Source organism: Streptomyces sp. NBC_01232 (assembly GCF_035989885.1).
Lineage (GTDB): Bacteria > Actinomycetota > Actinomycetes > Streptomycetales > Streptomycetaceae > Streptomyces.
Genome location: NZ_CP108518.1, coordinates 7,416,553 through 7,429,979, shown reverse-complemented (window position 1 = coordinate 7,429,979; position 13,427 = coordinate 7,416,553). Strand labels below are relative to the sequence as shown.

Sequence of the window (13,427 nt, the reverse complement as noted above, 5' to 3'; positions counted from 1 at the left end):
GTCCTATTCGGCCGGAACCGTGATCACCGGGCAGAACGCCCGGTGCAGCAGTCCGTGGACGACGGAACCCAGGCGCATGCCGGAGTAGCCTCCGCGTCCGCGGCGGCCCACCACCACGGCCAGGGCGTGCTCGGCGGCCCCCGCGAGCTCCTCCACCGGGTGCCCGATCGGGATCTCGTGGGAGAGCTTCACATCCGGGTATTTCTGCGACCAGCCGGCCGTGGCCTCGGACAGCATCCGCCGCTGGGCCTGCAGTGCGACCTCCTCGTCGTGGAGGAGGAAGACCGGGGGCTGCCATACCGCGATGGCGCGCAGTGCGGCACCGCGCAGGTCGGCTTCCTCGAACGCGAGCGCGAGTGCCGCCTTCGAGGACTCGCTGCCGTCGATGCCCACGACCAGGTAGGGCGGCTGCTGGGTGATGTGTTCGGGGTTTCCGACCACGACGACCGGGCAGTGCGCCTGGGCCGTGACCGGGACCACCGTGGAGCCGGCGCTGAAGTGCTCCGCGGTCCGGCTCAGGTGGCGGGATCCGAGTACGAGCATGCGGGCCTGCTGGGACATGCGGCCGATGGCGGGGACGGGGAATCCTTCGATCAGATCGGTGGCCACGTCGGCCCCCGGGTGCCGTTCCCGCGCCCAGTCGGTACCGGCTGCCAGGGCTTCCGAGCCCGCCTGGTGCAGGGCCGTCGTGCGAGGGGTGCCGTTGACCTGCCGCTTCTGGTGCGGCGGAGGCACGGTCACGACGAGTCGGAGCCCGGTCCCACGGCGGTGGGCCTCGTCCGACGCCCAGGCAAGGGGCAGGTGCCAGTCCCTGGCCGGGTCGATGCCGACAACGATCTCGCGGCGTTCGGCGGCGGCCATCACGATTCGTCTCCGTGCTTGTCCGTGTGGCGCGGGATGAGCAGCACAGGGCAGTGGGAGTGGTGCACGAGGCTGTGGGTGTGCCGACCGAGGGTGGGTCCCAGGTACGCGGACGCCCGCCGTCCGCCCATGACCAGCAGGTCGGCGTGTCGGGAGGCCTCGACCAGGACACCGGCGACGGACACGCTCTTCTCGGCGTCCGCCCGCACGGTGAGGTCCGGGAACTCCTGGCGGATCTGCTCGGTCACCGCGGTCAGGTGCCGGACGTACTCGTCGGCGATCTCCGTGACGTCGTCCATCATGGTCACCACGCTGCCGACGGACTCGAGCACGTTCCACACGTGGAGCAGCCGCAGCTCGGCCTTGCGGAGCTCGGCCTCCCGCGCCGCGTGACGGACGCAGTCCAGGTCGTGCTCGTCACGGACCCCGGCGAGCACCGTCCCGCTCTCGGCGCCGCCGCCGGTTTCTCTGACGATGATGACCGGCGTCTTCGCGCCGGCCGCGACCTTCAGGCCCACGGATCCGAGCATGAGCGAGTTGAATCCGCCCAGACCCCGGTTGCCGACCACGATGGTGCCGCGAAGTCCGGCAGCCCGGTGCAGGCTGGCCACGGGGTCGCCACGACTGAATTCTGTGGTGGCGCCCAGGCCGGGGTGCTGTTCATTGACCGCGGCGGCAGTTTCGTCGAGCAGTTCACGGCCGGCGACGCGGACGCGCTCGATGGTCTCTGCGGACACGTAGAGGGCCCGGCCGTCCGTGTCGGCGCCGTACACGATGTGCAGCGGACGCCCGCGACGCTCGGCCTCTGCCGCTGCCCAGAGCGCGGCCTGACGGGCGGGCTCGGAGCCGTCGACGCCGACGATGACGGAGCCGAGTTCCGAACCGCTGACACTGTTCTTCATGATTCCTCCTCGCCCGGGGCCAGTGGGGTCTGTTCTCACGCTGACACCGCGGACCCGGTCTGCAAGAGGGCCGCTCAGGACCTTCATGGGGGCCAAAGGTCCCTGCCGAAGACGGCCCGCGGGATCCCTTGCGAACGCGCCGGCCCGGCCGGCGCCGACCCTTCGTGTTCAGACTTCGGTGTCCAGCCACCCTGAGTACGGTTTGAGGGACTCCTGAAGGGACGGGACGCCGGCGGCCTGCATGTCACCGTAGGCGGCTCGCTTCATCTGGAGGGCGAGATCCTCCATGGCGCGAGCGACCGCGAGTTCGTCGCCGATCTCCGGGACGTCGGCGTCCTGGGGTGCGCAGCGGGCGGTGCCGTGACCTGTGAGCCTGTTCGTGCCCGTGTCGAGCTCCAGGCGGGCCTTGGTCGTGTGGTCCTCCTCGAAGAGGTAGAGACGGACCTTCCATTCTGCGGTGTGAGTCATGGCGTGCCTCCGGTCATGGATGTCAGGGCGTCGTGTGCCGGTGAGTGCGCCGGACCCAGCGCCGCAGTTCGTCGGTGCCCCAGACGATGACGGGGAAGGTCGCGATGAGGGCGACGACGTCCAGCGGCAGGGCGGCGGTACCGAACAGGCCTTGCAGGGGCGGCGCGTACACGAGGGCTGCCGTGAAGACGAGCTCGAAGGCGATGCCCGCCAGGAGCAGGGGGTTGGTGAACAGACCGATGTCGCGCAGGGCCGCATGGTCGGTGCGGGCGGCGAAGGCGGTGCCGACCTGGCAGGTGACGATGCCTGCGAACGTGGCCGTGGTCGCGGTGACGTACGCGTGGTGCAGGGGGCTGCCCGTGCCGGTGGGGTCGCCCGGGTGCCAGCCCGCGCGCCACAGTACGTAGAAGAAGGCGCCCATGACCAGGACTGCGGAGACGGTACCGAGGTAGCCCCAGCTGCGGATGAGCATGTCGCGGGAGATGACTCCTTGCGAGCTCGGGCGGGGCGGGCGGCTCATGGTGCCCGGCTCGGCTCGTTCGCGGCCGAGAGCGAGGGCGGGGAGGGTCTCGGTACCGAGGTCGATGGCGAGGATCTGCAGGACGGTCAGCGGGAGCGGGACCGTGCCGGCCGACAGCGCGAAGACCAGGAAGGGGACGACCTCGGGGGTGAGGTGGGCGAAGATGTAGACGATGAACTTGCGGACGTTGTCGTAGACGCGGCGGCCGGATTCGATCGCGGTGACGATGGTGGCGAAGTTGTCGTCGGTCAGCACCATGGTGGACGCCTCACGGGCCACGTCCGTGCCGGAGAGTCCCATCGCCACTCCGATGTGGGCCCGGTGCAGGGCGGGGGCGTCATTGACCCCGTCACCGGTCATGGCGACGATCTGCCCGTGGGCGCGCAGGGCGTCGGCCACCTTCAGCTTGGTCTCGGGTGAGGAGCGGGCGAAGACGACTTCGGCGTCCGACGGTGCGAGGAGTGCGTCGAGTTCGTGGTCGCCGATCGACTCGGACTGCGCCACCACCTGCAGACGAGGTAGGCCTATGCCGACTTCGCGTGCGACGGCCGCGGCGGTGGCGCCGTTGTCACCGGTCACGATGTGCACGCGGAGCCCTGCCTCGTGGCAGCGCCGGACGGCAGCGGCGACTTCGGGACGCGGTGGGTCGTACAGGCCGACGAGCCCGAGCAGGCGGAGCCCGGTCTCCGCGTCCTGGCGACGACTCGGCACCTCGGCACCGGCCGGCAGTGTTCGGACGGCGACCGCCAAGACGCGCATGCCTTCGTGGGCGAGTTCCTCCGCCGCAGCGGCCGCGGACTGCGAACTGCCTTCCAGGGTTTGCAGCACTGTCTCCGGCGCGCCCTTGACGATGACGCGCAGACCCTGCAAGCCATCGGCTTGGACGACGGACATCAGACGCAGCCTGGGGTCGAAGCGGAAGAGGGCCCGGCGCCCGGTGTCACGGCCGTCGAGGTCGACGGGAGCGGCGCGGGCAGCGGCACCTTCCACCAGAGCCGTCTCCGTCGGGTCGCCGCGAAGTACGCCTTCCTCGTCCCGGGTGACCGTCGTGCACAGCGCGCTGGTCCGCAGCAGCTCTCCGCCCCAGGGGCCGGGCTCCCTTCCGTGCTCCGGCGTCCACACGGCTTGGAGTCGCATGCGGTTCTGGGTGAGCGTTCCGGTCTTGTCGGTGCAGATGACGTTGGTGGAGCCGAGCGTTTCCACGGCGCTCAGGCGTTTGATCACCGCCCCTTGGCGGGCGAGGACGCGTACCCCGACGGCCAGGGCGAGGGTGATGGTCGGCAGCAGCCCCTCCGGGACGTTGGCGACCAGCAGGCCGATCGCGAACATGAGGGTGTCCCTCAGCGGCAGGCCCACGGCGACACCGGCCGCCAGGAACACGCCGCCCATGGCGACCGCTACCGCAGCGATGAGCCAGGCAACCTTCTTGACCTGCTGTTCCAAGGGGCTGGGGTCACGCCGGGTGCGCTGACTCAGTGCGGCGATACGGCCGAGTTCCGTGTGGTCTCCGGTGGCGAAAACGATCGCCTGGGCCTGGCCCCCGGTACAGACGGTGCCGCTGAACACGAGGTTGGGTTCCTGTAGCAGCGGTGCTCCGACGAGTCCGGGGCCGGCGATACGTTCGGCGGGGGTGGACTCCCCCGTCAGCATCGAAAGGTCGACCTCGATGCCTCCCTCGGTCAGCCGTGCGTCGGCAGGAACCTTGGCGCCCTCTTCGAGAACGACCAGATCACCCGGCACCAGTTCTCTTGCCTCCACCGCCGAGGGCCGGCCATCGCGGATCACCAGGGCGTGCTCGGGCAGGTACTTCGCGAGAGTCTCCACCGCCTGCTCGGCCTGCCGCTCCTGGACGAGCGCGAACGCCGCATTGACGAGAACCACGGCGATGATCGCCCATCCGAGCACGGGAATGCCGGCGACGAACGCCAGCGCCGCAGCCGCCCACAGCAGCAGGGCCAGGGGATGGACCAACTGCCGTACGAGTTCACGCCCCAGGGAGGTACGGGCCTTGCGGCGGACCTCGTTGGGGCCGTAGACGGCAAGGCGGCGGGCCGCCTCGCGTGCGGAGAGTCCACTCGAGCCGGTATGGAGTTCACGGCGCAGCAGCGGCAGAGGCTCCAGCGGGTCAGGGCTCGGGGGCAGCCCGTTGGCGGGGGACGGGGGCCGGGTGCCTGCCTCAGTCATCGCCGGGCCCCTGTTCGCGCCTCAACCTGCCGGACCAGCGCGGCTCCACGGCCTCCCACTCGTGCTCCCACTGGGCCAGGCTGCGGGTCTCGACGAGGTGAAGGCGAAGACGGATCACTGCTCCCGAGGCAAGGGCGAGCAGTCCGAAAGCTCCGGCTCCCGCCGCTGCGGCCGTGAGCGCGCGGTGAGCTTCGGACGAAGGCGCCTGCGCTTCCCTGCCCGCGTCATCGACCCAGATCGCGACCGTCCGGTCTGCCGGAGTGCCGAACGGGACGGAGATCGTGTCAGAGTGCTGGTGAGCGGCCGGGTACTCCCAGACGGCTGGAGCGACCACCCGCAAGCTGCCGCTGCCACGGCTGGAGACCGCGCGCTCCGCGGAGCCGACCGTCGTCGCCTCGATCCGGTGCCGGTGACGGGCCGTCTCGCTGGCGGTCCGGCTTTCGGAGTCCCAGACGGCCGTCGTGACGACGACGCCGCAGAGCAAGGCGATCAGGAAGGACAGTACGAAGACGACTTTCCAGCGGCGCCGGGTCCGGTCGACCGGCCGACGCAGCTCGTTCGGACGTCCGCCGAACAGCCGACGCACCCGGCCGACCCTCGCCGGACGCGATCGCGTGGGCCCGTCTCCGGGCGTGCCGGTCTCGGACATCGTGCACCTCCGCGCGCTCGATCCTGCCCGGCCGCTCAGCGGGGAGCGGCGAGTTCGGCGCTGATGTGGTGGGCCCATGTCCGGATCCGCTCGGGATTGCGGAAGTCCCCGCCCTTGCCCGCACGGACCATGGCTCGGGCGATGAACCCGGGCGTATTGGAGGTAATGCTGCCGCCGAAAGTGACGTGCTCGCGTGCGCCGAGGCGCTCCATCTCCCGGGCCACCGCCGGGACCGGCGCGATGTCGTGCTGCTCGGCGGAACTGTCGACGGGGCCGCTGCTGAACAGGTAGACCGGACGATGCTTGAGGAGGTCCTCGTTGCGTTCGGCGCAGCGCTTGGCCTTGCCGCTCCAGTGCCCGGCGTACAGGGCGCCTCCGAGCACCACGGCGTCATAGCCGCGTACGTCGTCCACGTCGTCGGCGGGGACCACGACGGCGTCGAGGCCGTCCTCACGCAGGGTCCTGCCGATCTCGGAAGCGATTCCGGCGGTCGCACCGTGCTTGGTGCCGTAGGCGACCAGGACGCGCTTGGAAGTCATGACGACTCTCCCTTGCCATCTGCTGTGGTGCGCTTGACGGGGATGCTGCGCCTGGACTCCTCGGGCGCGGCCGGCATCGGCACGCACACGGTGAGAACGCCGTCCTCATATGCTGCCTCGACTCCGTCGGAGGGGATCGGCCCGGGCAGGCGCACGGTCCTCTGGAAGGAGCCGTAGCGGAACTCCGAGTGATCCTTCTCCTCCTTGCTCTCGGTGTGTTCGGCACTGACGGTGAGGGTGTCCCCCTCGACCGTGATCTGGATGTCCTTGTCGGGGTCCATCCCGGGAAGTTCGGCACGCAGCGTGTACTGCCCGTCCTTGTTGGTCACCTCGATCGCGATCGGGTGGGTGTCGAACGGCGTCCGCCACAGCGGGAACCGGGGGAAGTCGGTGCCGAACCAGTCCCTCACGTCGGGGAACGGGCTGCGCCTGCGCTCCGGGTGCGTTCCTGGCATGGTGTGCTCCGTTCCGGCGCCTGGTCAGCGCCTTCCTGCGCTGCTTTCTTTCACTGTCGCGAGGGGGACGGCTGCTCCGCTTGGGGCCATCGGGTCCCGGATGGGGCCGTTCGGCCCTCCCCGTACCGGGCCAGTTCGGCGGCGGCCACGTGCTGCTTGACCGCGGCGAAGCTGTCCGGGGCGACGGAGATGGAGTCGATGCCAGTCTTGACCAGGAACTCGGTGAAGGCGGGGTCGTCGCTGGGCCGCTGGCCGCACAGACCGACCGTGCGGCCGGCGGACTGGGCGCGCGGGACGAGGGTCTCGATGCTGCGGGTGACGGCCGGGTTGGTCTCGTCGAAGACGCGGGCGAGGGCTTCGGAGTCGCGGTCGACGCCCAGGGTGAGCTGGGTGAGGTCGTTGCTGCCGATGGAGAAGCCGTCGAAGCGTTCGGCGAAGTCCTCGGCCAGGATGACGTTGGCGGGGATCTCCGCCATGACGTACGCCTTCAGCCCGTTCTCCCCTCGTCTGAGGCCTTCCTCGCCCATGACCTCCAGGACCCGGTCGGCCTCTTCGAGGGTGCGGCAGAAGGGGATCATGACGATCACGTTCGTCAGGCCCATCTCGTCGCGGACCCGGCGCAGCGCCCGGCATTCGAGAGCGAATCCTTCCCGGTATCCGTCGCTGTAGTAGCGGCTCGCACCCCGCCAGCCGATCATCGGGTTGGCCTCGACCGGCTCGAACGGACGGCCGCCGAGGAGGCGTGCGTACTCGTTGGTCTTGAAGTCGCTGGTCCGTACGACGACGGGGGCGGGCCAGCGGGAGGCGGCGATCCGGGCGATGCCGTACGCCAGGCGGTCCGTGAAGTAGCGGGTGCGGTCGAGGTAGCCCTCGGTGAGTTGATCGACGGCGCAGCGGTCGGCGCGTGGTCCAGGCGTTCGGGGTGCAGCAGGGCCATGGGGTGGACCTTGACCTGGTGCGCCACGATGAACTCCAGCCGGGCCAGGCCGACACCGTCGGCCGGCAGGCGCCACCACCGGAAGGCGGCGGAGGGGTCGGCGAGGTTGAGCATGACGTGCGTCCGGGTTGCGGGAATGCCGGCGAGGTCGGTCTCGGTCTCCTCGTAGGCGAGCAGCCCGTCGTAGACCTTGCCGCGTCCGCCTTCGGCGCAGGAGACGGTCACCTTCTGTCCGTCGGGCAGGACGTGGGTCGCCCGCCCGGTGCCGACGACGGCGGGGACGCCGAGTTCGCGGCTGACGATCGCTGCGTGCGAGGTGCGGCCGCCGTGGTCGGTGACGATGGCGGAGGCACGCTTCATGATCGGTTCCCAGTCCGGGTCGGTGATGCCGGTGACGAGCACCCCGCCGGCCGGGAAGCGGTCGAGGTCGACGGGAGTGTCCAGAACGACGACCGGTCCGCTGCCGATGGCTTCGCCCACGGCGGTGCCGTCCACGAGAGGCGTACCGGGCGTGGCCGTCAGGCGGCAGCGGCGCAGGGTGGAGGCGGCGCGGCGGGACTGTACGGTCTCGGGCCGGGCCTGGACGATCCACAGGTCTCCGGTGAGGCCGTCCTTGGCCCATTCCAGGTCCATGGGGCAGCCGTAGTGCCCTTCGACGGTCAGTGCCCAGTCGGCGAGGAGCCGGACCTCGGTGTCGGTCAGGACCCGTTGCGAGCGCTCCTCGGGGGTGGTGTCGACGGTCCGGGTCAGTCCGTGCTCCGCGTAGACCGCCTTCCGCCGCTTCGCTCCGACGCGTACGTCGATCAGCGGGTCCAGCTCCGGGTCCTCCAGGCTGGGCTTGAAGACGGTGTACTCGTCGGGGTCGACCTGCCCGCTGACGACTGTCTCACCGAGCCCGAACGCCGCGCTGATGACGATGACCTCGGGGAATCCGCTCTCGGGGTCGAGGGTGAAGATCACGCCGGCGCCGGCCAGGTCCGAGCGGACCATGGTCTGGACGCCGACGGACAGGGCGACCTGGAGGTGGTCGAAGCCCATCCGCTCCCGGTAGTCGATGGCGCGGTCGGTGTAGAGGGACGCGTAGCAGCGGTGCACCGACTCCAGCAGCCGGGCGGTCCCGCGCACGTTCAGGTACGTCTCCTGCTGGCCGGCGAAGCTCGCCTCCGGCAGGTCCTCGGCGGTGGCACTGCTGCGCACGGCGACCTCCGGGTCCGTGCGTCCTTCGTCGCGCCCCAGCTGCTCGTACGCGGAGACGATCTCGGCCCGCAGCCCTGGGGGCAGCGGCTCGGCGAGGGTCATCGACCGGATCGCGGCCCCGACCTCGTCGAGCGCGGCGCCTTCGCGCAGGCGCACGATCTGTTCCTCGATCCGCCCGCGCAGTCCGTGTCCGTCGAGCAGCTCTCCGTACGCGTCGGCCGTCGTGGCGAACCCCGGGGGGACGCGCACACCGGCACCGGCCAGGTGGGCGGTCATCTCCCCCAGGGAGGCGTTCTTGCCCCCGACACTCCCGACGTCCTGTCGGCCGAGTTCCGCGAACGGAATGACGTGCCGTGTGCTTGCCATGACGACCTCCGGACTCAGTACGGGAGCGGGCGGCCGGACGGCGTGCGGAGGTCCAGCGGCGCGGGCTTGTGGGGCTGCTTCTGGTGGGGCTGGATACGGATGCGCTGCATCGTGGCCACCTCTTCCGGAACCGGAGCCTGAATCGGCATCCGGCTTCCACGGTCACGCCTGGAGGTGGCTGCGCCGCAGTGCCGAGTGGGACAGGAGCGAGGGGCCGACCGGTCCGTACCTCGGAGGGGCCGACCTGCCCATGGCGGGCCGGGCAGGGAACCGCAGGGCTCATGCCCGACAGGCGCAGGCCGTGCAGGCGCAGGCCATGCAGGCGGCGGGCAAGTCCGAGACGACCATCGCGGACGTCTACGAGGCGACGATGGCGGTGCCGTGCCCGCGAGAGGGTGTGTGCGCTCCTGAACGGTGTTCACTGGTCAGCCGGCTTCCATGCGGAACCACCTCTGCCGACCCGCGGGCAGGTCCGCAGTCACGCCACCGGGCAGGCACAGGGGAAGGGGAGGCGCCGTTCGGGACGAGGGGACCTCGATGCCCAGTTTTCCTGGGAGGAACCGGATATGAATGGCGCGGTGCCCCAGGCAGTCGACGGTGAAGGAGCAGCGCGGCACCTCCCGGAGCGGGACGGGGTCGATGCGCAGTCCGTCCGGGCCGACCCCGACCCCCACGATGCCCCGTTCGATGAGGTCGAGGGTGCCGGCCATGGCTCCGAGGTGGATGCCTTCGCCGGTGGTGCCGCCCTGGATGTCCATCACGTCGCCGAGCAGTGCTTCCTCGCAGTACCGCCAGGCGTCGGGTCCCTTGTGGCGGGCCAGGACCCAGCCGTGGACGAGGCTGCTGAGCGTCGAACCGTGGCTCGTGCGCTGCAAGTAGTACGCGACGGTCGCCCGCCAGAGGTCGTCGTCGAGCCGGTGGCCGAGCCGGGCGAAGATGTCGTGCAGCTCGTCGGGGCGGAAGAGGTAGCCGAGCATGAGGGTGTCGGCCTGCTTCGACACCTGGTAGCGGTTCACCGTGTCGTCCTCGGACTCCAGGATCCGGTCGAGGCGGCGGATGTCCGTGTACCGAGCGCGATAGGCGTCCCAATCCAGCTCGGCCAGATCACCGTAGCCCTCGAACTGGCTGATGACATCGCCGTGCAAGGGGACGTGGAGACGGCGTGACACGTCCTCCCAGCGGTTCAACACCTCTGCATTGACGTCCAGTTGTTGCTCAAGTTGACGCATGCGCGTCCTCGGCAGCTCTGCGGCCAGCTCGAGTGCGCGGGCCAGCACCCATGCGGCGGTCACGTTCGTATAGGCGTTGTCGTCGATCCCCGGAGTCGCGGCCCCGGGGTAGGCGTCGTGATATTCGTCCGGGCCCACGACCCCGCGGATCCGGTAGCGCTCCAGGTCGGTGTCGTAGTCGGCGGCCGCTCCCCAGTAGCGGGCGATACCCATGAGCAGTTCGGCGCCGGGGCCGTACAGGAAGCCGGTGTCACCGGTGGTCTGCGCATAGCGCCAGACGTTCCAGGCGATCGCGGAGCCCACATGGCGCTGGAGGCGGGAGTGGTCCGGCAGCCAGCGGCCGGAGCGCGGATTGAGGTGCAGCGTCTGCGTTTCCTCGTGCCCCGAACTGGCGCTCTGCCAGGGGAACATCGCGCCCGGCCGCCCGGCCCGCCGCGCTGCGGCACGGGCCGCGGGCAGGCGCCGGTGGCGGTACATGAGCACGGCGCGTGCCACCTCGGGGAGGTGCAGGGTGAGGTAGGGGGTGACGAACAGCTCGTCCCAGAAGACGTGACCCCGGTATGCCTCTCCGTGCAGGCCTCTGGCGGGTACGCCGACGTCGAGCTCCGCCGTGTGCGGGGAGAGGGTCTGCAGGACGTGGAAGGCGTGGAGGCGGAGGATCCGGCCGGCCTCACCGGGCATCTTTACCTCGCCTCGGCTCCACAGGTCTTCCCAGGCGGCCTTGTGGCCGGCGAGCGCGGTCGCGAAGTCCGGTGCGTGCGTGACGTGTTCGACCGCAGACGTGAGCGGATCGCCTGCGGGTCGGTCCAGCGAGCTGTGAAGGGCGGCTGCCTTGAGGACGACGACGGGATGTCCGCGGGAGATCGGCAACCGGAAGGTCTGCACGGTCGCTGCCTCCGTGCAGCTCAGGGTCACGGCGGCCAGGGGGCAGGAGGATGTGCGTACCGCGATGCCGATCCGGGTGCGGAGCGATGTGGTCTCGCAGGAGAGCCAGGCGATGCCGTCCGCGCCGACGCCGGTGCGGTGGCCCGTGAGGTGGCGCCCATCGAGGGCCCGGTACCGCGCGACGCCGGCATTGGTGACGTCACCGTCCAGTACGGACTGGATCTCGATGGTTCCGCGCCATCCGGACGCGCGGAAGGTGCTCTGCTGAGCGGCGAGGTAGGGGTCCGCCATGTGAACGAGCCGGGTGTGGGTGACGCCGAGCCGACGGCCGTGGCCGTCCTGGAACAGCATGCGGCGGGTGAGGGTCCCCGCGTGCAGGTCCAGCACGGCGCGGTGATGGCGCAGGCTCGGGTCGTCGGGAGTGAGCCACTCCCCCGCCGGCCCGTCCTCCGGCAGGCAGCGGTAGCGCACCCGGGTCCAGTCGGGGAGGTTGACCATGTCTTCGTTGCCGACCTGTTTGCCGGCGACCTGCGAGGGGAGCCAGTTGTAGCAGCCCGCCGCATAGGTGCCGGGATAGTGCACGGCGTCGGCGGGTGATTCGGGGGCGGCTCCGCGCGTGGCGAACCGGCCGTTTCCCAGCGTGCACAGGGCCTCGACGACCCGCTCCGTCTTCGGGTCGTAGCGGTCGAAAGTCCAGGTCCACGCGGTGTTCACGGCCGCGCTCCGGCAACGGTGTCGACGACGGCCGTGAGGTCAGGGAGGACGACATCCGCGCCGCGATCCCGCAGGTTCGCTGCGGCGGACGTGCCGCCGGACCGGTCGAGGCCGATCACCAGGCCGAAGTGACCGCGTCGGCCCGCCTCCACCCCGGCCAGAGCGTCTTCGACCATCGCCGCGTCGGCCGGGTCCAGGTGCAGCCGGCGTAGCGCTTCCAGGAACAGGGCGGGGTCCGGCTTGCCCGCCAGGGTCAGCCGCTCGGCATCCGTGCCGTCCACGAGCACGTCGACGAGGGGGGTGATCGCGGCGGACTCCAGCAACGGGCGGGCATGTCTGGATGCGGAGACCACGGCGCACCGCATCCCCTGGGCACGCAGCGCTTCGAGTGCGGGCCGGACTTCCGAGAACGCCTCGACGGCTCCGGCCTGGAGCGCTTCCGTGAACGCGCGCTCCTTCCGGGCGGCGACCGCCCACGCCGTACCGCACCCCGGCGGATCCGCGGCGTCGCCCGGCGGGAGCTCGATGCCGCGCGCGGTCAGGAAGGCGAGAGCGCCGTCGAGACGGGGTTTCCCGTCCACCAGTTCCCGGTACTCCCGCTCGGTGTCGAAGGGCGGCTGAGCTGCGTGGCCGGGGACGGCCGCCCATGTGTCGAGGCAGCCGTCGAAGGCGGACTTCCACGCAGCTGCATGGAGCGCGGTGGAGTCGAGGAGGACCCCGTCGGTGTCGAGGACGACGGCGCGCAGCGGGCTCACTGCCGGATCACCCGGCGCCCGGTGATCCGGATCGCAGTGACCTTCATCCAGTGGGTCCGCGGACCGCCGGCCCAGGGCAGCGAGTACGAGACGGCATCGAGCCGGCCGAGTTCCTCCGCATCGGTGACGCCTTCTGCCTCACCCACGGCCATGACGCTCCAGCCCAGGCGCGTGACGTCGTCGATGCGGTCGACCTCGAAGGCCACTTCCGTCCCGGCGGCCCGCGCGAGCACCGCGTCACCCGAGGTCCTGAAGGCGATGTCGCGGCCCGCCACTACGTAATTGACCGGGAAGATCGCCGGACCGTCCGGGGTGAAGACGGCGATCCTGCCGACGCCGTGCGTGGAAAGCAGCCGCCGGCACTCGCCGTCGGACAACTCGACCAGCTCGGCGTCCCGGACGGCCGTTCCTCTGCCGGGTGGGTTTTCCGTCGTCGCGCCGGAGAGTTCCGCGGCGGTCGTCCCCAGCGCGTCGGCGAGCCGCAGGAGGGAGCCGATCTCCGGCGCTGCCGCGTGTTCCTCCAGGTAGGTGATGTACGCGCCGTCAGCCCCGCAGCGCTCACCCAGTTGGTCCCGGGTGAGGCCGAGTTCCTCACGGCGCATGGCGATCCGCCGTCCGAGGTCCGTGCGTCCGGTCGGCGCCTCCGCGGCGCCCTGCCTGTGCTGGGTTCTGCTCATCGTCTTCACGTCCTCTCGGTGTCACGGCCGGGTGGCCGGGACGGTGACGGCATCGTGCCGGGCCCACCGAGCGCGACCTTGGGGGCGCC

General features: G+C 70.8%; 13 protein-coding genes. All 13 read right to left on the bottom strand.

Features of this window, described 5'->3' with window-relative positions:
* Positions 1 to 3: 3 nt before the first annotated feature.
* The 13 genes from OG444_RS34235 to OG444_RS34175 all read right to left on the bottom strand — a co-directional run bounded on the left by OG444_RS34235 (position 4) and on the right by OG444_RS34175 (position 13,338).
* Positions 4 to 861 (bottom strand): universal stress protein, encoded by an 858-nt coding sequence (locus tag OG444_RS34235; protein WP_327265753.1) that lies wholly within the window; start codon positions 859 to 861, stop codon positions 4 to 6.
* Positions 861 to 1,763, bottom strand: coding sequence for a universal stress protein (locus OG444_RS34230; protein WP_327265752.1), 903 nt, complete (start codon positions 1,761 to 1,763; stop codon positions 861 to 863). Before OG444_RS34230 ends, OG444_RS34235 begins: the two co-directional genes overlap by 1 nt.
* Positions 1,764 to 1,931: 168 nt before the next feature.
* Positions 1,932 to 2,231 carry a DUF1876 domain-containing protein gene (locus OG444_RS34225; RefSeq protein ID WP_327265751.1) on the bottom strand — a complete coding sequence of 100 codons (300 nt, stop codon included), beginning with the start codon at positions 2,229 to 2,231 and terminating at the stop codon, positions 1,932 to 1,934.
* 22 nt (positions 2,232 to 2,253) lie between these two features.
* On the bottom strand, positions 2,254 to 4,935 hold the full coding sequence (locus OG444_RS34220) for a cation-translocating P-type ATPase (protein ID WP_327265750.1): 2,682 nt from the start codon (positions 4,933 to 4,935) through the stop codon (positions 2,254 to 2,256).
* On the bottom strand, positions 4,928 to 5,521 hold the full coding sequence (locus tag OG444_RS34215; protein ID WP_327265749.1) for an Rv1733c family protein: 594 nt from the start codon (positions 5,519 to 5,521) through the stop codon (positions 4,928 to 4,930). The genes OG444_RS34220 and OG444_RS34215 overlap by 8 nt, the downstream gene beginning before the upstream one ends.
* A 98-nt stretch (positions 5,522 to 5,619) precedes the next feature.
* Positions 5,620 to 6,123 (bottom strand): flavodoxin domain-containing protein, encoded by a 504-nt coding sequence (locus tag OG444_RS34210; protein ID WP_033223157.1) that lies wholly within the window; start codon positions 6,121 to 6,123, stop codon positions 5,620 to 5,622.
* On the bottom strand, positions 6,120 to 6,578 hold the full coding sequence (locus OG444_RS34205) for an Hsp20/alpha crystallin family protein (RefSeq protein ID WP_327265748.1): 459 nt from the start codon (positions 6,576 to 6,578) through the stop codon (positions 6,120 to 6,122). The genes OG444_RS34210 and OG444_RS34205 overlap by 4 nt, the downstream gene beginning before the upstream one ends.
* Before the next feature lie 50 nt (positions 6,579 to 6,628).
* On the bottom strand, positions 6,629 to 7,390 hold the full coding sequence (locus OG444_RS34200; RefSeq protein ID WP_327267018.1) for a putative PEP-binding protein: 762 nt from the start codon (positions 7,388 to 7,390) through the stop codon (positions 6,629 to 6,631).
* Complete coding sequence (gene ppsA / locus OG444_RS34195; protein WP_327265747.1) at positions 7,273 to 9,078, bottom strand: phosphoenolpyruvate synthase; 1,806 nt, start codon at positions 9,076 to 9,078, stop codon at positions 7,273 to 7,275. The genes OG444_RS34200 and ppsA overlap by 118 nt, the downstream gene beginning before the upstream one ends.
* Before the next feature lie 14 nt (positions 9,079 to 9,092).
* On the bottom strand, positions 9,093 to 9,227 hold the full coding sequence (locus tag OG444_RS34190; RefSeq protein ID WP_327265746.1) for a hypothetical protein: 135 nt from the start codon (positions 9,225 to 9,227) through the stop codon (positions 9,093 to 9,095).
* Positions 9,228 to 9,503: 276 nt separating this feature from the next.
* Positions 9,504 to 11,906: a glycoside hydrolase family 65 protein gene (locus OG444_RS34185; RefSeq protein WP_327265745.1), complete on the bottom strand. Its 2,403-nt coding sequence runs from the start codon at positions 11,904 to 11,906 to the stop codon at positions 9,504 to 9,506.
* Positions 11,903 to 12,661, bottom strand: coding sequence for an HAD family hydrolase (locus tag OG444_RS34180; protein WP_327265744.1), 759 nt, complete (start codon positions 12,659 to 12,661; stop codon positions 11,903 to 11,905). The genes OG444_RS34185 and OG444_RS34180 overlap by 4 nt, the downstream gene beginning before the upstream one ends.
* The gene (locus tag OG444_RS34175) at positions 12,658 to 13,338 is read right to left on the bottom strand and encodes a helix-turn-helix domain-containing protein (RefSeq protein WP_327265743.1); all 681 of its coding nucleotides are present in this window, start codon (positions 13,336 to 13,338) and stop codon (positions 12,658 to 12,660) included. Before OG444_RS34175 ends, OG444_RS34180 begins: the two co-directional genes overlap by 4 nt.
* Positions 13,339 to 13,427 lie beyond the last annotated feature (89 nt).

What these genes read in the sequence shown, in the direction of transcription:
- OG444_RS34210 (WP_033223157.1), bottom strand. Translation starts at nt 6,123, where the DNA reads ATGACTTCCAAGCGCGTCCTGGTCGCCTACGGCACCAAGCACGGTGCG.
- ppsA (WP_327265747.1), bottom strand. Translation starts at nt 9,078, where the DNA reads ATGGCAAGCACACGGCACGTCATTCCGTTCGCGGAACTCGGCCGACAG.
- OG444_RS34230 (WP_327265752.1), bottom strand. Translation starts at nt 1,763, where the DNA reads ATGAAGAACAGTGTCAGCGGTTCGGAACTCGGCTCCGTCATCGTCGGC.
- OG444_RS34225 (WP_327265751.1), bottom strand. Translation starts at nt 2,231, where the DNA reads ATGACTCACACCGCAGAATGGAAGGTCCGTCTCTACCTCTTCGAGGAG.
- OG444_RS34190 (WP_327265746.1), bottom strand. Translation starts at nt 9,227, where the DNA reads ATGCCGATTCAGGCTCCGGTTCCGGAAGAGGTGGCCACGATGCAGCGC.
- OG444_RS34235 (WP_327265753.1), bottom strand. Translation starts at nt 861, where the DNA reads ATGGCCGCCGCCGAACGCCGCGAGATCGTTGTCGGCATCGACCCGGCC.
- OG444_RS34175 (WP_327265743.1), bottom strand. Translation starts at nt 13,338, where the DNA reads ATGAGCAGAACCCAGCACAGGCAGGGCGCCGCGGAGGCGCCGACCGGA.
- OG444_RS34205 (WP_327265748.1), bottom strand. Translation starts at nt 6,578, where the DNA reads ATGCCAGGAACGCACCCGGAGCGCAGGCGCAGCCCGTTCCCCGACGTG.
- OG444_RS34220 (WP_327265750.1), bottom strand. Translation starts at nt 4,935, where the DNA reads ATGACTGAGGCAGGCACCCGGCCCCCGTCCCCCGCCAACGGGCTGCCC.